The organism is Trinickia sp., from assembly GCF_036503415.1.
Taxonomy (GTDB): Bacteria; Pseudomonadota; Gammaproteobacteria; order Burkholderiales; family Burkholderiaceae; genus Trinickia.
The window spans coordinates 25,998-44,479 of record NZ_DASXWY010000226.1; the positions used below are offsets into that span (position 1 = coordinate 25,998).

Consider the following 18,482-nt stretch of genomic DNA (forward strand, 5'->3'; position numbering starts at 1 on the left):
ATATCGAAACGCCGCAGGCACGACCGCGTCGCCGCGCAAATGCCAGGGGCGGTTTGCGCACCCGCAGCCTGGGGCTGCAAAGTTACCTGCTTATTGCAGCGCTCTGGCTTGCGCTCGGCATCTTGACCGCATGGGACGAGCATGTGGAAATGAGCAACGCTCGCGCAGGCGCGACCGCGCTTTCCGACGCGCTTGCCGCTCATACCGTGCGCGTCATGCGGGAAGCCGAACAGGTCGCCGCGCTCGTTTCGTGGCAGGTTCAAAATGACGGCGTTTCGATCCCCCTTGCCTATTACGTGGATTCGGGCTTGCTGAAGCTCGACGTATTCGTCCAAGTGGCCGTCATCGATTCCCAGGGCTTCCTGCGTGCGTCGACGATTCCCGGCTTCAAGCCAATCGATCTTTCCGATCGAGAGCATTTCAAGGTCCATCTGCACAACGCGAGCACAGCACTGGTGATCGGCAAGCCCATCGTCGGGCGTGCAAGCGGCAAACCTTCGTTGCAGTTGTCGCAGCGAATCAACAGCCACGACGGGCATTTTCTCGGTGTCGTCGTCGTATCGGTGGATCCCTCCTACTTCACGGAGCTCTATAACGGTCTGCGCATCGGCAAGGATGGCATCGTGACGGTCGTGGGAACGCGCGACTACGTGATCCGCGCGCTTCGGACGGGCCAGTCCAAGTCGATCGGCGCAACCTTGCCGCCCGGCAATCTGCTACGGCGCGCGCTCGAACAGCACCGTTCCGGCGACTTGCACATGCCGTCGTACATGGACGACCAGGACCGCATCGTCAGCTATCGGAAGCTTGCCGACTACCCGCTTGCCGTGGCAGTCGGCTACTCCACCCAGGAATTTCTCGCGCCATGGCGTTTGCGCAGCATGTTCCTGCTGATCGCGGCAGTGTTGTTGTCGCTCTTGATCGTTCTCGCCGATCGTCGCACTCGCGGTCTCGTGCGCAGTCTCGCCGCCGCACATCAGCGCGAGATAGCCAAAGCCGAACAGCTCGACCAGGCCCGCTCGGACGCGGAAGCCGCCTCGCGCGCGAAAAGCGCGTTCCTTGCAACGATGAGTCATGAGATTCGCACGCCGATGAACGGCGTCATCGGCATGACGGAAGTGCTCGCGCGCTCGCCGCTGACAGCCGATCAAAAGGAAATGGTATTCACGATCCGCGATTGCGCGTCCGCGCTTTTGCGGATCATCGACGACATTCTCGACTTTTCGAAGATCGAAGCCGGCAAGCTCCAGATCGAGTCGGTGCCCGTTGCGATCGAGGATGTCGTCGATGGGCTGGCTGCTTCGCTTGCCACAGTGGCCGATGCGCGCGGCGTTGCGCTGCGCACCTATGTGTCGCCCGCGCTGCCCGCGCTCGTGTTCTCCGACGATACCCGCCTGCGGGAAATCCTCTACAACCTGGTCGGCAACGCAATCAAATTCTCCGGCGGGCGGGAAGGTATCGCTGGGCATGTATCGCTGCGGGTGGAGCCCGAGGCTCCGGATGGCGCGACGGTTCGCTTTGCGATCTCGGACAACGGCATCGGCATGTCGCAGGACATGCAAGCCCAACTGTTCCGCCCCTTCAGTCAGGCCGAGACTTCGACGACGCGCCGCTTCGGCGGAACCGGACTTGGACTCGCGATCTGTCGCCGGCTCGCCGCACTGATGGGCGGCGACATCACGGTGACGAGCGAACTCGGCGCGGGATCGACGTTCATCGTCAGACTGCCGCTCGAACGCGTTCCCGATGCACCGGCGCGCGTACAGCAGGATCTGTCCGGACTCGCGTGCATCGTTGCGCCCTCAACCGAATTCAATGCCGACGATATTGCCACCTACCTGCGCAGCGCCGGGGTCAACGTGCAACTCGCCGAGGATGTCGAGGACGCTCAGCACCGCCTCGCGATCGCCGGCGGCGCCGCACTCCTCGTCTGCGGCGAAGCGATGCGGCACAGCGCAGCCATCTCGGCGAAGGGCCGCGTCCTGATCTCCTCCGGACGCAGCCTCGTGCTGCAGTCGGAACCCGACGGTACCGTGGTGGCGGGCGCGCAGGCGTTGCGCCGACGCGCACTCGTCGATGCGCTGGCGCTGGCAGCGGGGCGCAGCGCACCGCACTGCAGCGCCCGCGGCGACGCCGCGGTTGCCGAAGGTCAGCACGCGAGGGCGGCGCCGAACGCGCCCAAGATACTCGTCGCGGAAGACGACCAGATCAATCGCAAGGTCATCGGGCGACAGCTCGAATTGCTCGGCTACACGGCCGATATGGCAACCGATGGAGAAGAAGCGCTGCAAATGTGGCTTGCGGCACCGTACGGCCTCATTCTCACCGACTTGCACATGCCGAATCGCGACGGCTATGAACTGGCGCAGACCATCCGCGCCCAGGAGGCCAGCGAAGCACGCAAGCGCGTGCCGATCGTGGCACTGACGGCCAATGCGATTCATGGGGAGGCGAGCCGCGCCAAAGCGCTCGGCATAGACGACTATCTGACGAAGCCGCTCAAGCTCGTACTACTGCAGCAGGCTATCGAACAATGGCTCGCACCCTCGCAGCACACTGCGCCGCCCGATAACCTCACCGCCGAGCCAGCCGGCGCTCCGCAAGAGACCACCGTCGTCGAATCGGCGCAAGCCTGCGATTTCTCGTCCGTCGTCGATTTGAGCGTCCTGCGTGGAATCGTCGGCGACGACAACGAAACGGTGCAGGCGTTGCTCTCGGAATACATCGAATGCTCCGCCGCTCTCGCGCAGCAACTGCTCGAGCATCTGAGCGCGCGACGCGCCCCTGAGGCCGCTGCCGTCGCTCATAAGCTGAAATCTTCGTCGCGTTCGATCGGCGCGCTCGCCCTCGGCGAGCTCTGCGCGCGCATCGAAAGCGATGCAAGGGAAGCGGTGGATATGTCTTTTACCGAACTGAGCACTCGATTCGGCGCGGCCTACAGTAAGGTCGTCGAAGCCGCACGCGCGCTCTCGCAAGCCTTGCCGTCGTAGCCACGAGGGTCGGCTGGCAGGCATTGGGGCCGCACCCGCGCTCGACGCGCCGAGGGGTGAGCCCGTTGAGAGACGATCCGCGTATTCTTGTTGCAGCCGATACCGTGCACCACGCCGTGCCCGTCGCCCGGAGGCTGGCCGACACATTCGCCGCAGTGCGCGTCTCGACGAACCCCGCCGACATCGCTTCGGACTTCGAAGTCTATCGCCCGAACGTGCTCGTGCTGGCCTTCGATACGCTCGATGGCGCGAAGCGTTGCTGCGATCGGCTTTACGGCGAAAGCACGCTCGTTCACGAGACCGCTCACAAAACGATCGTGCTGTGCGGCCCCGACGATGTTCGGCGGGTCTACGACGCGTGCAAGGAAGGCACATTCGACGACTACGTCGTCTTCTGGCCCGCGACCCATGACGGCCCGCGCCTCGCCCTGGCCATCGACCATGCGCTGCACCTGCTGTCGAACGCCCAATCGGACGCGCCGGCCGCAGGCCGGCTGGCTGCCTATGCGCGTCATCTGGCAAGCCTCGAGCCCGCGTTGGAACGCTACGCCCGCTCGTTCGCCGCGCAAGTCGACGTGACGCACACGGTGGCCGCGGCAACGCCTTGCCGCAACGGCGACGGCGACGCGTTGCGCAGTCACTTCGATCGGCTGGGGGAATCGGTGGACGCGCTTTGCCGCGCCGCCCAGGCGTTGGCGAGTGCGCTCGGGCCGCAATTGCGCGCGGCGCACGCGATGAACGCCATCACGGGCCACCTGCGCCCGCACGTGCTAGCCGTCGACGACGATGGATTGCAGCGCTGCACGCTCGAACGGTTGCTCGCAGGCACGCGTGTCGATCTGACTTGCGCCGCGAGCGGCGCGCAGGCCTTTCGCGCGATCCGGGCTCGCCGCCCGGATCTCGTGCTCACGGACGTGGACTTGCCCGACCTGAGCGGAATGGAGCTGACCCGCCGCCTCAAATCCGTCGAGCCCCTGGCGCAGATTCCGATCATCATGGTGGCCGGCGAAAGTCGGCGCACCGTGGTCCTGGAAAGCGTTCGAGCGGGCGCAGCCGATTTCATGGTGAAGCCGTTTTGCCGCTCGACGCTGATCGACAAACTCGAGGCATTCCTGCCCGGCGCCATCGTCTGAGCGGCCCCGGCGAGAGCGGGCTTTAGCGCGCGACGCGGAATTGCTCGGGGTCCTTCCCTTTCAGCCAGCGGGGCCGCGGTCCCCGGCCGCCCCAGGTTTCGCCGGTTTCCGGATCGCGAAATTGCGGCACGCGATTGGTCGGTTTGGCCTTACGGCGCGTACCGAAAACGTCTTCGGGCGTAAAGCCGAATGCGGCAATCGTTTCGCGAATCTGGTGCAGCGCATGCTGTGCTTCGGCGCGGCGCGCATCTTCGATTTGCGCATCCAATTCCTGCTTTTTCGCAAGTAGTTCTTTGTAGGTCGACACGGACTCTTTCCTCCAATATCAGAAGCCAAACGGAACGCATTCTAGCGGTGCTTGCGGCAATTGTGGAATGGCGCGGTGAAATATTCATCCATTCGGCCAGGTTCGAATATGCGTTATTGCGCTCGACACGCGCACTAGCAATGCTCGCGCCCGCTCATTCGCACATTGCCGCAGCGATTATTGCGAATCGTTCGTCGATATCGGAAAAAAAAGCAAAAGAAAAGACAAAACCCCCTCTTCGCGCCCGCAAAGGGGCGCAAAAAAGGGGACTCGGCAGATCGGGGATACGGTGCTCGCGCAGCCTTACGCCGCTGCCGCGGCAGCGGCGAGTTCCGACGCGACCTCGTCAACCGCTTCACGCGCGAGGCGCACGATCTCGTCGACGTCGGCACGCGTCGTGATGAGCGGCGGTGCGAAGCCGAGAATGTCGCCATGGGGCATGGCGCGGGCGATGAGTCCGCGCCGCAGCGCCGCGGCCGATACTCGCGGGCCGACTTTGAGCCCCGTATCGAACGCACGCCGCTCGTCCTTGTCGGCCATGAACTCGAGCGCGGCCAACATGCCCGCACCCCGCACCTCGCCGACGAGAGGATGAGCGTCGAACGCCGCATGCAGCCGTTCGAGCAGATAGGCTCCGCTCGATGCCGCATTTTCGGCAATGCGCTCGCGCTCGAGAATATCGAGATTGGCGAGCGCCGCCGCCGCGCAAATCGGATGACCCGAGTAGGTCCATCCGTGCCCCATCGCGCCGAACTCGCTAGAGGCTTTGTCGATGACGTCCCAGACACGTTCGCCGACGATCACGCCGGAAAGCGGTGCATAGGCACTCGTCAGTCCTTTCGCGACCGTGATCAGATCGGGCTGAATGCCGTAATGCTGGGAGCCCATTTTCGAGCCGAGTCGCCCGAAACCGCATACCACCTCGTCGGCAATCAGCAAAATGTCATGCTTTTTCAAGACTTGCTGGATGGCGGGCCAATAGCCGGCCGGCGGCGGCACGATGCCGCCCGTACCCATTACGGGTTCGCCAATGAATGCGGCGATGGTATCCGCGCCTTCGCGGGCGATGAGCTTTTCGAGTTCGTCCACACAGTAGGCGACGAATTGAGCTTCGTTCATGCCGGCCGGCGCCTTGCGGTACCAATGCGGACAAACGGTATGCTTGACGCGGTCGATCGGCAGATCGAAGCATTGATGAAAGCTCGCCAGACCGGTCAGGCTACCTGTCACGATGCCGGAACCGTGGTACCCGCGATCGCGAGAAACGATCTTCTTCTTGTTGGGGCGTCCGAGCACATTGTTGTAGTACCAGACGAGCTTGATCTGTGTTTCGTTCGCGTCCGAGCCGGACATGCCGTAGTAGACCTTCTTCATGCCCTGGGGCGCCCAGTCGATGATGCGTGCGGACAGTTCGATCACCGTATCGGTCGAGTGGCCGACGTACGTGTGGTAATAAGCAAGCTTTTTAGCCTGTTCGTAAATCGCCTCGGCCACCTCCGTGCGCCCGTAGCCGATGTTGACGCAATACAGGCCCGCGAAGGCGTCGATATACGAGCGCCCCTCGTGGTCCTCGATACGTATTCCCTTTGCCCCGGTGACGATGCGCCCCGGCAGCACGCCGGCGGCGTGATCGTGGGCATGCGTCGACGGGTGCATGAAGTGGGCGCGGTCCGCCGCAAAGAGACGTTCGAATTCAGTCATGGGATTCTCCAAAAAAGTTCGGGCTGCATCAGGTTTTCAGAATGCGGCGGCTTCGCTCGCCGGGAGGCCGAGCTGGCCCAGGCAGAAATATTTGGTCTCGACGAACGGTTCGAAGCCCTCGCTCCCGCCTTCCCGGCCGAGGCCCGAAGCCTTCATGCCGCCGAACGGAATCGGCGCACCCGTGAATCGCGCGCCGTTGACCGACACCATGGCGAAGTCGAGCCGGCGAATGAGCTGAAAAATGGTGTTCACATTCGTCGAACAGACGTAGGCGGCGAGGCCATAGTCGGTGTCGTTCGCCCGTCGTATCGCTTCGTCGAGCGAATCGAACGATGAGACGGCCGAGATCGGCGCGAAGTTTTCCTCGTCGTAGACACGCATGCCAGGCGCCGCATCGGCGATCACCGTCGGCTCGAAGAACCAGCCGCCCAACGGATGCGGCGCGCCGCCCGTCGTAATGCGCGCGCCGCGTTGGCGTGCGTCGGCCACGCGTGCCAGCGTCGCATCGAATGCCGCCTGATGCATGAGCGGACCGATATCGACATCGGCTTCGAATGCCGGACCGACTTTCAATGCGCGAACCGCCTGCGTATAACGTTCGACGAATGCGTCGTAGAGCTCGCGCGCGACGAGGATCCGGTTCGCCGCGCAGCAATCCTGGCCCGAGGTCTGAAACTTCGCCGCAACGGCAACCGTGACGGCTTGCTCGAGATTCGCATCCGCCGCGACGACGAATGGAGCATTGCCGCCCAGCTCGAGCGCGATCTTTTTGATGCCGGCCCGCGCGGCGGCGCGTGTCACGAGCGCACCGACGCGTGTCGATCCCGTGAAGCTCACGGCTCGCACACGCGCGTCGCGAACGAGCGTCTCCATTGCCATCTGAGGATCGCCGAGCACCACGTTGAATACGCCCGGAGCAAATCCAGCCTCTTCCGCGAGCTGCGCGAGCGCCAGGGCCGAGAACGGTGTCTCGTGGGCCGGCTTGATCACGACGGTGCACCCGGCGCCAAGGGCAGCGGCGGCCTTGCGCGTGATCATGGCGACCGGAAAGTTCCACGGCGTGATGAGCGCCGCCACGCCAACCGGCTCGATGACCGTGCCGGGGTGCGCATCGTCGATGTGTGCCGCGATATTGCGTCCGGCCAGGCGTTTGGCCTCGTGAGCGAACCAGTCGATGAAACTCGCCGCGTAGGCGATTTCGCCACGCGCCTCTTTGAGCGGCTTGCCCTGCTCGAGAGAAACGATCGCTGCCAGATCGTCGCGATGCCGCGCAACGAGCTCGTGCCAACGCGAAAGCGCCGCCGCGCGTTCGTTGACTGGCGTCCAGCGCCAACGCTCGAATGCGCGTTGCGCCGCCGCGATCGCGCTTTCGATCTGCGAGTGCGTCAGCATCGGCACATGACCGAGCAGGCTTTGATCCGCCGGATTCAGCACGGCGACCGTTTTGGCATCGTCACTATGCACCCACCGTCCGTCGATGTAGCAAAGCGACTTCATTAGTACGGGATGGCCCAGCAACATGGAAGACTCCTTCGTCGATCGATCCATGTCTCTCACTGTATCGGCCGACGCTCCGCGACATTTTTGGTTTTGTGCCGCTGCACAAGCACTTTTTTTCGTTTGAACGGCCCGTTGCACGAATTTTTCCGAGCGCGGCAAAACCGGATCAATTGCCGGGGGACTCCGCGCCCGCCGCCACGACCCACTGCGGCGCGTCGCTTGGAGAAGCCTTGACGACCTTGGTCACGATGTAAGTGAAATAGCGCTCGATTCCGAGCTCGTCGGTGAGCAGCGAATCGATGAAACGCTGGTAGTGATCGATATCGCGCGAAGCGACATGCATGACATAGTCGACCCCGCCTCCCGTCGCATAGCACTGCTGGACCTCGGACGCGGCCGCGATGCGCTCCTCGAAGCGCCGCATATCGTGAGCCGTGTGGCGCGCGAGCGTGACTTCGACGACGATGCGGCTTCCCTTGAACGCTCCCACCCAATCGATCTCGGCCCGATAGCCGCGGATGAGTCCGATGTCCTCCAATCGGCGCACGCGCTCCCACACCGGCGAGATCGAGAGATTCACTTCCTCCGCGAGACGCGACTTGGTGATCCGGCCGTCGCGCGCCAGCACGCGCAGGATGACGAGATCGTAGCGGTCGAGCTTGTATCCGTTCCCGTTCATCGCGTGCTCTTCGTCGTGAATTCGACCGCCTGCTCAGTGCGTCGCGATGCCGCGTTCGACGACCTCGGCCACCACCGCGATGGTATCGCCCACCCGGACCAGACCTGGAAAGTGACGCGCCGCGAAGATGCCGCCGCGGCGCGCGCGGTACTCGCGGGGCCGCGCGCCCGTACGCGTGATGTCGTGGACGCGCGCCAGCACTTCCCCTGCTTCGACGGTATCGCCGAGGTCTTTGCACATCTCGATCAAGCCATCGTGCTCGCTCGTCGTGTAGCAATCCCCATCAGGCATATCGAGCAACGTCGTCGTGCGCGGTGCCGCGCGAGCGCCGGCATCGGCATCGCAGATGCCGGCGTGAGCGAGAAATCCACGCACGCCGCGCTCGGCAATGCGAACGCTCGACGCGCTTGCGCTTCCACCGCCGCCGAGTTCCGTCGTCACGAAGACTTTGCCCGCCTCTTCCGCCGCCGTATCGAAGAGTCCCACGCTGTCGAGTTCGAGCATACGCATCGAGTAGGGCGCACCGAATGCGCGCATCGCGGCGTCGGCACGGGCCTGCTGTTGCGCATCCGGCAATACGTGAACCGCCGCAAACGGTACGAAGTCGAGTGTCTTGCCGCCCGCGTGAATATCGAGCACGTAATCGGCGAGCGGCAGCAGATGGCGCTGAAAATAGTCGGCGATTTTCTCGGTCACCGTGCCGTCGGGACGCCCCGGAAAGCTGCGATTGAGGTTGCCCTTGTCGATCGGCGAGGTACGGGTGCCCGCGCGAAACGCAGGGTAGTTCATGAACGGCACGACGATCACCCGCCCGGCAATCTCGCTCGCCTTGAGTGTCGAAGCCAGCTTCGACAGTGCAATCGGTCCTTCATACTCGTCGCCATGATTGCCGCCGGTAATGAGCGCCGTCGGCCCCGCGCCGCGCTTGATCACCGTGATCGGAATCATGACCGCCCCCCAAGCGGAGGCATCGTGCGAGTGGGGCAGCTTCAAAAAACCGTGCTGTTCGCCTTCGGCTTCGAAGTCGATCGTCGGTTGAATCGGGGAAGCGCGCATCGTCCCTCACTCCTTCACGAAGAGCCGTCGCGGCGTGTTGCAAAACGTCTCGACACCGTTCGCCGTGATGAGAATGCTCTCCGTGATCTCGAGCCCCCAATCGTCGAGCCACAGCCCCGGCATGAAGTGGAACGTCATACCGGGCTCCAGTACAGTCTTGTCGCCGGGGCGCAAGCTCATCGTGCGCTCGCCCCAATCGGGCGGGTAGCTTGCACCGATCGGATAACCGCAGCGGCTGTTCTTCTCGATGCCGAATTTCCTGAGTACGGCGAAGAATGCGTTGGCGATGTCCTCGCAGGTATTGCCCGGTTTCGCGGCCTGCAGGCCCGCTTCGATGCCTTCGACGACGGCGCGCTCGCCCTCCACGAAATGCTTCGGCGGCTTGCCGAGATAGACGGTGCGCGATTGCGGGCAGTGGTAGCGCCGGTAGCATCCGGCAATCTCGAAGAACGTCCCCGCATCGCGGGCGAAGGGGGTGTCGTCCCAGGTCAGATGCGGTGCGGCCGCATCGGCGCCCGTCGGCAAAAGCGGCACGATGGCCGGATAGTCGCCGCCGTGTTCTCCCACACCGGTCACGCCCGCTGCAAAAATTTCGGCCACGAGATCGTTTTTGCGCATACCGGGTTCGATACGCTCGACGATGTGCGCGTGCATCTTCTCGACAATGCGCGCCGCGATCCGCATGTATTCGATTTCGCGCGGCGACTTGACGGCCCGTTGCCAATTGACGAGTCCTGTCGCATCGACCCACTTTGCGTTGGGCAGATTGCGCGCGAGCGACGCGAAGGCCGCCGCGCTGAAGTAGTAGTTGTCGAGTTCGACGCCGATGCGCAACCCACCCCACCCGCGCGCCTCGATCACCTCGCGCGAGAGGTAGTCCATCGGATGGCGCTCGCGCGACTGGACGTAGTGGTCGGGATAGCCGACGATCTGCGCATGGTCCATGAAGACCGTGCGCTTGGCACCGTTCGCGTCCTGTCCGCGCCCGAACCAGATCGGCTCTCCGTCGTGGGCCAGCACGACGCATTGATGCACGTAGAACGACCAGCCGTCGTACCCCGTGAGCCAGGCCATATTGCTTGGGTCCGTGACGATCAGCAGATCGATTCCCGAGTTCGCCATCGCGCGGCGCGCCTTGGCTATGCGCGCGTCGTATTCGCTCCGCTCGAACGGCAGACGTACGGCCGCCGCCACGGGTTCGCCCTTCAACTGTTGCCGGATGTCTTCTGCCATATGCTCCTCTCGCATCGATCCCGGTCTGCCCCGCACCGCGACAGACCGCATTCCAACTCTCATACGTTACGAAACGCGGTACCCGCCCCGGCCGCGCGCACGCGCTCGAGCGCGAGTGCCGCGATCGCCGTGTCCTGCGCACCGGTGCCTGTCAGATCGCATATCGTCACGTCGGCGGCGCTCGTGCGTCCCGCGGCGCGGCCCGCAACGATTGCCCCGAGTTCAGGGAATACCGCGTCCCGTTCGCACACGCCGGATTCGATCGCGTGGCGAAGCTCACCCAACACGCGCGTCTGACTGAGTCGGTCGCAGATATAGCGCGCCTGCGCCAACGCAGCGGGCGCGATCTCGTTCTTGTGCTCGGCGTCCGATCCCATCGCCGTGATATGGAGCCCGGGGTGCAAATCGCCCGGACCGACGAGCGGCTCGCGGCTGGGCGTCGTCGTGATGGCAATATCGGCGCAACGCAATGCCGCACCGACGTCCGACATCACCTCGCAAGGCAATCCGAGCGTCCCGCGGACATCGGCCGCCAACCGCTCGGCCGAGGCCCGCTTGCGCGCCCAGACGGTCACGGCCTCGATATCGCGAACGAGCGTCAGTGCCTGGAGTTGCAGGCGTGCCTGCTCTCCCGCGCCGATGACCGCTGCCCGCTTCGCATCCGGTCGCGCGAGCCAGCGCGCCGCAACGGCGCCGGCTGCGGCCGTTCGCACCGCGGTCAGATAGCCGTTGTCGAGCAGTACCGCCTGCGTCACGCCCGTCTTCGCCGACAGCACGAGCATGAGCCCGTTCAGACTCGGTAGCCCCAGCGCCGGATTGTCGAAAAAGCCGGGACTCACCTTGATCGCGAAGCTCTCGAAACGCGGCAGATAGGCTGTCTTCACGTCGACCTCGCCGCGATGCGCGGGCACGTCCAATCGAAGAATCGGCGGCATGGCGACCGCTTCCGTCGCCAGAGAGACGAACGCCGCCTCCACTTGATCGATGGCCGCGCGATCGAGCGGCACGAGTTCGCGAAGCGTTGCTTCGCCGGCAATGAGAATGTCGCTCATGAGAAGACGTGCTCCGGTTCGACGTCTGGCGCTTCCAGCAGCAAGCGCCGATGCAGATCCATATCGATGTTCGCGCCGCTTGCGATGAGAACGATCGGACCGCGGCGCGCCTGCGTGGAAGCCGACACGGCACCGCCGAGTACGGCGGCTATGCCGACCGCGGCGGCGCCCTCCAGGATCAGCCGCTCGTGCCTATACGCATGGACAATGGCTCGTGCGATCGCTTCTTCATCGACCAAAAGCGCATCGTCGATCAACGATCGCGTCATCGAAAAGGTGTATCGATTCGCAAGACCGATGCCGCCGCCCAGCGAATCGGCCAATGTCGCGATTTCGTCGACGCATACGGGTTTGCCGGCTGCAAGGCTGGCGTGCATGGCCGCGCCGCTGCGCATCGTGACGCCCGTGAGCTTGACGTCGGGACAGCACTGCCGAGCCGCGAATGCAACACCGGAAAAAAGCCCGCCGCCTGACAGCGGCACCACGATCTGCGCGACGGCGGGCAGCGCTTCGATGATCTCGAGCCCGATCGTCGCCTGTCCGGCGATGACGTCGAGGTCGTCGAAGGGCGGGACATACGCGAGCCCTTCTTGCGCCGCGAGCCGCACCGCTTCTCGTTCGGCGTCGTCCTGGCTGTTGCCGGCCAGACATACCTTCGCGCCGAGCGCCCGCACGGCTTGCACCTTATTCTGGGGAACCCGCGACGAAAGGCAGACCGTAGCCTCGAGACCCAGCGCGTGCGCGGCATGCGCGACGGCCCGGCCGTGATTGCCCGTCGATGCGGTGACGACGCGCGTCACACCGCGCTCGACCAATTGCGCGAGCGCGTTGGTCGCGCCACGGATCTTGAAGCTGCCCGTCGGCTGCACCGTTTCGAGCTTCAGGTAGACGCGGGTGCCGGCGAGCTCGGAAAGGCGCGCGGATTCGACGAGCGGCGTAGGGACGACACGGCCCATGAGGCGACGCCGCGCACGGTAGACATCGGCAAGCGAAATGACTGACATAGACGGGTACACCGATAAAAGTCGAGCGCGGCCCCAAGGGCATGCGGCTCATCAGTGCTGCCCAGTCTAATGTCCTGAAAAACGAATTCGATTGTCCTAGTTCATTTCGGATTCGGCGCACGCGTTCGATCGATACCGTCAATCGACCGCGTGGACCTGCGGATATTGTTCGAACACTTCGCGTACGGTCTGCAGCGCCTCGGCGAAGACGTCGTCGCTGACTTCCGCCCCCACGCACAGCCGCACTGCATTCGGCCGGCTTTCGACACCGCGCACGAGAAACGGATCGGGCGACGTCACGGCGATATGGCGCTTGCGCAGTGCCCGCACGAGATGATCGGCCTGCCAGTGCTCCGGCACGCGCAGCCATACAGAGAGTGCGTGGGGATGGCTGCCCTGCACGTAGCTGCCGAGCATCTGCGCGACGAGCGCCTGCCTGCGCGCGAGGCGCTCGCGCTGTATCTGCACGAGGTGGGCAGCCGTACCGTCGTCGATCCAGCGCGTGGCGATCTCCGCCATCGGCGAAGTCGCCATCCAGCTCGAAACGCGCAGCGTACTCTCGGTGCGCAACGCGAGCCGGCGCGGCGTGCTCAGATAACCGATGCGCAGTCCCGCGAGCACCGATTTCGTCATGCTCGTGCAATAGAACGAGAGCTCGGGAATCAGGCTCGAAATCGGCGGCAGCGGCTTCGTGAGCAGCGGACCGTAAACATCGTCTTCGATGACATAAACACCATAGCGCTCCGCAATCCGCGCGATCGCGCGCCGCCGGGATTCAGGCATGAGCGCCACGGTCGGATTGTTCAGATTGGGCGTACAGACCAATGCCGTCACGCGTTCGCTGTCGCAAAGCTCCTCGAAATGCTCGGGATGGATGCCGAACTCGTCGATCTCGAGACCTTTGAGGGTAAACCCAAGTACGTTGGCCGACCCGATCACGCCGTGATCGGTCAAGCTTTCGCAGACGACGGTATCGCCGGGCCGCACGAGCGATGCGAGCGCGAGAAAAATGCCGTGCGCAGCGCCATTCGTGACGAGCAGCGTATCGGTCGACGCCGGCATGCGAAGCGCGTCGAGCCAGGCCACACCCGCGCGCCGATGATGCTCGAAACCGGCGATCGGCCGAAACGCGCGAATCCAGGGCTGATCTTCGATTTTTGCGAGTTTGGCGCAGATCTTGCGCCACATCGCATCGTGCTCCGGCGTGTGGATGATGCGTGCGATCGAAAAATCGATGACGGAGCGCTCGGCCGTATCGAGCATGTAGTTGGCCATCTTTTCGGTGACGCGCGGGGCGACGAAGCTGCCCCGCCCGACCTCGCACCGAATGAGCCCCTGGCGCTCGAGCTCCTTGTACGCGTTGGTGACCGTCTGCACGCTGATTTGCAGTTCGCCGGCCACGTCTCGCTGCGGCGGCAGCCGCGTGCCGGCCGTCAGCACCGAGGCTTCGATGTCCGCCGCAATGGCCTTGACGAGCCGTTTGTACTTCGATTCCACGCCGTGGACCGCCCGTACCGCATCGCGCCAATCTTGGATCACTGTCTGCCTCCGCTCGTCCCATTTCGCATGGTGTGACAAAACGCACAGGGAGAATTATTGTCCTAGAGCAATCGAGAACAAAAAAATGGCTTTGTATCCTGCGCTCAGGACAAGGTTTCACGGCTTTGGCATCGATCTCGCCGGCCCGATCGCGGGCCTTGTCTGATCAGGCCGGCGCGCTCGTCGCCGAACGGACTCACCCACTACGCTCGGGAATGTCATGAAAGCCAATCGATTCAGCCAGTTGTCAGGATTGCTCATCGCCGGTTGCCTCGTCGCAGCCGGCTTCGTCATGCTAGTACCGAGCGCGTTCGCGGAAACGACGCTGCAACGCATTCAGCGTACCGGCGAAGTCCGCATCGGCTACGCGAACGAAGCCCCGTTCGCCTACACTGCCCCCGACGGTACCGTCACCGGCGAATCTCCGGAGATTGCCAAGAAGGTCTTTGCCAAGCTCGGCGTCAAGAAAGTCGATGCCGTGCTGACGGAATGGGGCTCGCTGATTCCGGGCCTCAAGGCGGGCCGCTTCGACGTCATCGCCGCGGGTATGTACATCACCCCGGAACGGTGCAAGCAGGTTGCGTTCGCCGATCCGCAATACCAGATCCAGGACACGCTGCTCGTGCAAAAAGGCAACCCGAAGAAGCTGCAAAGCTACAAGGACATCGCGAAACTGCCCGACGCGAAGCTTGCGGTCATGTCCGGTACCGTCGAAGTCGGCTACTCGCAGCAAGAAGGCGTGAAAACGGACCAGCTCCTGCAGGTACCCGATACGACCGCTCAACTGCAGGCCGTGCGCGCCCGCCGCGTCGATGCCGCCGTCGGCACCGGTCTCACGATGAAGGCGCTTGCGAAGAAGGACCCGGGGCAGGTCGAAGTCGTCACCAGCTTTACCGACGATCCGAAGCACACCGGTTACGGCGCGCTGGCGTTTCGCCAGGAGGATACGGACTTGCGCGACGCCGTCGACAAGGTGCTGCACAGCTGGCTCGGCACTCCCGATCATCTGCAAACGGTTGCACCGTTCGGCTTCGACAAGTCGAATCTGACGACCAAAACCGCGGCCGAGATCTGCAGCGGTAGCTGAGCGGCGGTGTGCCGCCGATTCGCGCGAGCTAACGCCGCCCGCTCCCGAAACATCCGGACACGAGGAAACGTCCAATGTCGGAATTGCTCCCCTTGCTGCTGCGCGGCACACTCGTCACGGTGCAGATCGCCGCGCTCGGCACGCTCCTCGCGATCGTCATGGCCTGCGTCGCGACTGCGGCGAAACTCTCGCCGTTCGCGCCGCTGCGCTGGATCGGCAACGTGTACGTCGAGGTGTTTCGCGGCACCTCGTTGCTCGTGCAACTTTTCTGGTTCTTTTTCGTCCTGCCGTTGCCGCCGATCTCCATCAGCATGACGCCGTTCCAGGTGGCGATCATCGGCCTCGGGCTGCACTATGGTGCTTATGGGTCCGAGATCCTGCGCGGCGCGCTGCGCTCCGTGCCCGGCGGACAATACGAAGCGGCCCTTGCGCTCAACCTGCCCGCACTGACTCGGCTGCGACGCATCATTGCCCCGCAAGCGATGATCAACGCGCTGCCGCCCGCCACGAACCTGATGATCGAGTTGCTCAAAGGCACCTCGCTCGTTTCGCTCATCACGCTCTCGGATCTCTCGTTCAGAGCACGCCAGCTGGACCAGGCGACGTTCGAGACCGCCGAGATCTTCACGCTGACACTCGTGATCTACTTCGTGCTCGCGCAATTGCTCGCCACCGTCATGCGTTATTTCGAGCGCCGCGTCAGCCATGGCTACGGTGTCGCGCGGGGAGGCGCCAAATGAACGGCACGGACCGCCTTTTCGATCTCGGCTATGCCGAGCGCATTCTGCCGGCCTTGCTTCACGCGTCGGTCTATACGATTCTCATCACGCTCGTCGGTTTCGCCATTGCGCTGGCGCTGGGGCTCGTTTTCGCCGTACTGCGACGCAGCCCCATCAAGCCTGTCTCTTATACGGTGACGTTCATCGTCGAATTCATCCGCAGCACACCGTTGCTGATTCAGGTTTATGTCATCTTCTACGTGCTGCCCGTCTACGGGATCACGATGTCCGCATTGACGGCCGGTACGATCGGAATTGCGCTGCACTATGCATGCTATACGTCCGAGGTCTATCGCGCGGGATTGAACTGCGTCGCGCGCGGGCAATGGGAAGCCGCGTGCGCGCTTTCGCTATCGCCTTGGCGCACATACCGCAGCATCGTGCTGCCGCAGGCCATTCGTCCCGTCATCCCGGCGCTCGGCAACTATCTCGTGGCCATGTTCAAGGACACGCCTGTGTTGTCGGCGATTACCGTTGTCGAGTTGATGCAGCAGGCGAAGAATATCGGCTCCGAGACGTTCCGCTATCTCGAGCCCATCACGCTCGCCGGCGTTTTCTTTCTGATCATCAGCGTGAGCTTCGCCGCACTCGTGCGTCGTGTCGAACGCGCGGTGAGGCTGCCATGATGAAAACCTCGTCCGACACGCCGACCAATCTAACCGCATCTCCCGCAACGCCCGTCATGGAGCAACCGATGAAGCGAGACGACGAACGCACCCTCGCCCAGCGCGGCGAGGATGCCGCGCAAACACCGCAACGAGCGCAAGCCGCACCCATGGTGCGCTTTCTCGGTGTCACGAAACGCTATGGCGCCCTGACGGTGCTCGACGAGCTCGATCTCGATGTCGCGCCGAACGAAAAGGTTGCGATCATCGGGCCCAGCGGCTCGGGCAAATCGACTCTGCTGCGTGTGCTCATGACGCTGGATCCGCTGACGAGCGGCATGATCGAAGTCGACGGAGAACCGCTCACCCACATGCGCAGCGGCGGCAAGCTCGTGCCGGCCTCGCCGCGCCACCTGCGCGCCGTCCGCAGCAAGATCGGCATGGTCTTTCAGAGCTTCAATCTGTTTCCGCACATGACCGCGCTGCAAAACACGATCGAAGCGCCGATCCACTCGCTGGGGCTCGCCCGCAACGAAGCCGTCGAACGTGCGCGCGAGCTGCTATCGCTCGTCGGTCTGGCCGACAAATGCAATCACTATCCGTCGCAACTCTCGGGCGGACAGCAGCAGCGCGTCGCGATCGCGCGCGCACTGGCGATGCGGCCGAAAGTCATGCTGTTCGACGAGGTCACGTCCGCGCTCGATCCCGAGCTTTGCGGCGAGGTACTCAATGTGATTCGCCGGCTCGGCGAGGAGCACAACCTGACGATGCTGATGGTCACGCATCAGATGGGTTTCGCGAAGGACTTCGCGGACCGCGTCTGTTTCTTTTCGCAGGGAAAGATCGTCGAACAAGGGCCGCCGCGGGAATTCTTCTCCGCACCGAAGCACGAACGGACGCAGCAGTTTTTGCGCGCGGTGCGCGAAGCGCTTTGAGAGCGCCGCAGCCAATCCATGCCGCGCCTCGCCACCTCCCGGCCCAATAGGCGGCAGACGCGCGAACGCCCTAAAGCACGTTCATCATCGCCAGCGCGGTTTCCTGCAAATAAGGCAGCACGCGCTGCAGCGCCGCTTCAGTCGTTTCCTTGCCGATCGGCATGTTGGTACTGAGCGCGGCAACCGCAACGCCCTGCCGGTTCTTGAGCGCAACGGCGATGCCTCGCACGCCGACCTGCAATTGCTGTTCGACGACGGCAAAGCCTTCCGCGCGCGAGCGCCGGATCGCCTCGCGCAACTGCGCCTTGTCCGTTATCGTGTACGGGGTGAACGGCGCGAGCTCCGTCGTATCGAGCCATTCGTTCATGGCGTCCTGATTCGGCTGATGCGCGAGCAGCACCACGCCAGGCGAAGCAAGCGGCGCCGGCACGCGCGCGCCCAGCACGAAACCCGTGGTCATGACGCGCGACGCGCCGTTACGCGCGATGAACACCAGTTCCCATTCGTCCAGCACGCTCACATAGACCGATTCCTTCAGCGTCGCGCTCAACTGCTGCAAATACGGCTGCACGAGACGAGGCAGACGGGCCGAATCGAAATACGACCAGCCGACTCGCAGCACGCGCGGTGTCAGGCCGTAGAGCTTGCCGTCGGTATAGACATAGCCGAGATGCTCGAGCGTCAGCAGATAGCGGCGCGCGGCGGTACGGGAGAGGCCCGTACGCACCCCGGCTTCGGTCGCCGTCATGCGGGCGTGTTTGTCATCGAAGGCTTCGAGAATGGCGAGCCCCTTCTCGAGCCCGGCGATCCAGTCGCGCTTGTCGAGGGCCGGCGGCCGCTTCATGGAGCGGCTCGCAGACAGGACGAATACGCGCGGGCCCT

Annotated in this window: 16 protein-coding genes; 6 read left to right on the top strand and 10 right to left on the bottom strand. The window is 63.8% G+C overall.

The window, feature by feature from the left end; all coding sequences use genetic code 11:
• Nucleotides 1-149 precede the first annotated feature (149 nt).
• Nucleotides 150-2,990 (top strand): hybrid sensor histidine kinase/response regulator, encoded by a 2,841-nt coding sequence (locus tag VGL01_RS25940; RefSeq protein WP_331574549.1) that lies wholly within the window; start codon nucleotides 150-152, stop codon nucleotides 2,988-2,990.
• A 56-nt stretch (nucleotides 2,991-3,046) separates the two neighbouring features.
• Nucleotides 3,047-4,123 (top strand): response regulator, encoded by a 1,077-nt coding sequence (locus VGL01_RS25945; RefSeq protein ID WP_331574551.1) that lies wholly within the window; start codon nucleotides 3,047-3,049, stop codon nucleotides 4,121-4,123.
• 22 nt (nucleotides 4,124-4,145) lie between these two features.
• Here VGL01_RS25945 and VGL01_RS25950 read toward each other — a convergent pair whose 3' ends face one another.
• The 9 genes from VGL01_RS25950 to VGL01_RS25990 all read right to left on the bottom strand — a co-directional run bounded on the left by VGL01_RS25950 (nucleotide 4,146) and on the right by VGL01_RS25990 (nucleotide 14,194).
• A complete protein-coding gene (locus VGL01_RS25950) occupies nucleotides 4,146-4,430 on the bottom strand; it encodes an H-NS histone family protein (RefSeq protein ID WP_331574553.1) in 285 nt (94 codons plus the stop codon).
• 303 nt (nucleotides 4,431-4,733) lie between these two features.
• Nucleotides 4,734-6,131, bottom strand: a complete 1,398-nt coding sequence (locus VGL01_RS25955) for an aspartate aminotransferase family protein (protein ID WP_331574555.1) — start codon at nucleotides 6,129-6,131, stop codon at nucleotides 4,734-4,736.
• A gap of 36 nt (nucleotides 6,132-6,167) precedes the next feature.
• Entirely contained in the window at nucleotides 6,168-7,652 is a 1,485-nt protein-coding gene (locus tag VGL01_RS25960) for an NAD-dependent succinate-semialdehyde dehydrogenase (protein WP_331574557.1), read from the bottom strand.
• A 145-nt stretch (nucleotides 7,653-7,797) separates the two neighbouring features.
• On the bottom strand, nucleotides 7,798-8,310 hold the full coding sequence (locus VGL01_RS25965) for an Lrp/AsnC family transcriptional regulator (protein ID WP_331574559.1): 513 nt from the start codon (nucleotides 8,308-8,310) through the stop codon (nucleotides 7,798-7,800).
• A gap of 33 nt (nucleotides 8,311-8,343) precedes the next feature.
• Nucleotides 8,344-9,366: a N(2)-acetyl-L-2,4-diaminobutanoate deacetylase DoeB gene (gene doeB, locus VGL01_RS25970; protein WP_331574561.1), complete on the bottom strand. Its 1,023-nt coding sequence runs from the start codon at nucleotides 9,364-9,366 to the stop codon at nucleotides 8,344-8,346.
• A gap of 6 nt (nucleotides 9,367-9,372) precedes the next feature.
• Nucleotides 9,373-10,599 carry an ectoine hydrolase DoeA gene (gene doeA, locus VGL01_RS25975; protein ID WP_331574563.1) on the bottom strand — a complete coding sequence of 409 codons (1,227 nt, stop codon included), beginning with the start codon at nucleotides 10,597-10,599 and terminating at the stop codon, nucleotides 9,373-9,375.
• A gap of 59 nt (nucleotides 10,600-10,658) precedes the next feature.
• On the bottom strand, nucleotides 10,659-11,651 hold the full coding sequence (locus VGL01_RS25980; RefSeq protein WP_331574565.1) for a cyclodeaminase: 993 nt from the start codon (nucleotides 11,649-11,651) through the stop codon (nucleotides 10,659-10,661).
• Nucleotides 11,648-12,655 (bottom strand): hydroxyectoine utilization dehydratase EutB, encoded by a 1,008-nt coding sequence (gene eutB / locus VGL01_RS25985; RefSeq protein WP_331574567.1) that lies wholly within the window; start codon nucleotides 12,653-12,655, stop codon nucleotides 11,648-11,650. Before eutB ends, VGL01_RS25980 begins: the two co-directional genes overlap by 4 nt.
• 138 nt (nucleotides 12,656-12,793) lie before the next feature.
• The gene (locus tag VGL01_RS25990; protein ID WP_331574569.1) at nucleotides 12,794-14,194 is read right to left on the bottom strand and encodes a PLP-dependent aminotransferase family protein; all 1,401 of its coding nucleotides are present in this window, start codon (nucleotides 14,192-14,194) and stop codon (nucleotides 12,794-12,796) included.
• A gap of 220 nt (nucleotides 14,195-14,414) precedes the next feature.
• Between VGL01_RS25990 and ehuB the strand changes: the two genes are divergently transcribed.
• The 4 genes from ehuB (at nucleotide 14,415) to ehuA (ending at nucleotide 17,600) form a co-directional block, all read left to right on the top strand.
• Complete coding sequence (gene ehuB, locus VGL01_RS25995; RefSeq protein WP_331574571.1) at nucleotides 14,415-15,281, top strand: ectoine/hydroxyectoine ABC transporter substrate-binding protein EhuB; 867 nt, start codon at nucleotides 14,415-14,417, stop codon at nucleotides 15,279-15,281.
• A 74-nt stretch (nucleotides 15,282-15,355) separates the two neighbouring features.
• Nucleotides 15,356-16,021: an ectoine/hydroxyectoine ABC transporter permease subunit EhuC gene (ehuC, locus tag VGL01_RS26000; RefSeq protein ID WP_331574573.1), complete on the top strand. Its 666-nt coding sequence runs from the start codon at nucleotides 15,356-15,358 to the stop codon at nucleotides 16,019-16,021.
• Nucleotides 16,018-16,686 (top strand): ectoine/hydroxyectoine ABC transporter permease subunit EhuD, encoded by a 669-nt coding sequence (gene ehuD, locus VGL01_RS26005; protein ID WP_331574575.1) that lies wholly within the window; start codon nucleotides 16,018-16,020, stop codon nucleotides 16,684-16,686. The genes ehuC and ehuD overlap by 4 nt, the downstream gene beginning before the upstream one ends.
• A gap of 68 nt (nucleotides 16,687-16,754) precedes the next feature.
• Complete coding sequence (gene ehuA, locus VGL01_RS26010; protein WP_414720361.1) at nucleotides 16,755-17,600, top strand: ectoine/hydroxyectoine ABC transporter ATP-binding protein EhuA; 846 nt, start codon at nucleotides 16,755-16,757, stop codon at nucleotides 17,598-17,600.
• A 70-nt stretch (nucleotides 17,601-17,670) separates the two neighbouring features.
• Here the strand turns inward: ehuA and VGL01_RS26015 are convergent, their stop codons facing one another.
• Entirely contained in the window at nucleotides 17,671-18,444 is a 774-nt protein-coding gene (locus VGL01_RS26015; protein ID WP_331574577.1) for an IclR family transcriptional regulator domain-containing protein, read from the bottom strand.
• Between the last annotated feature and the right edge of the window lie 38 nt (nucleotides 18,445-18,482).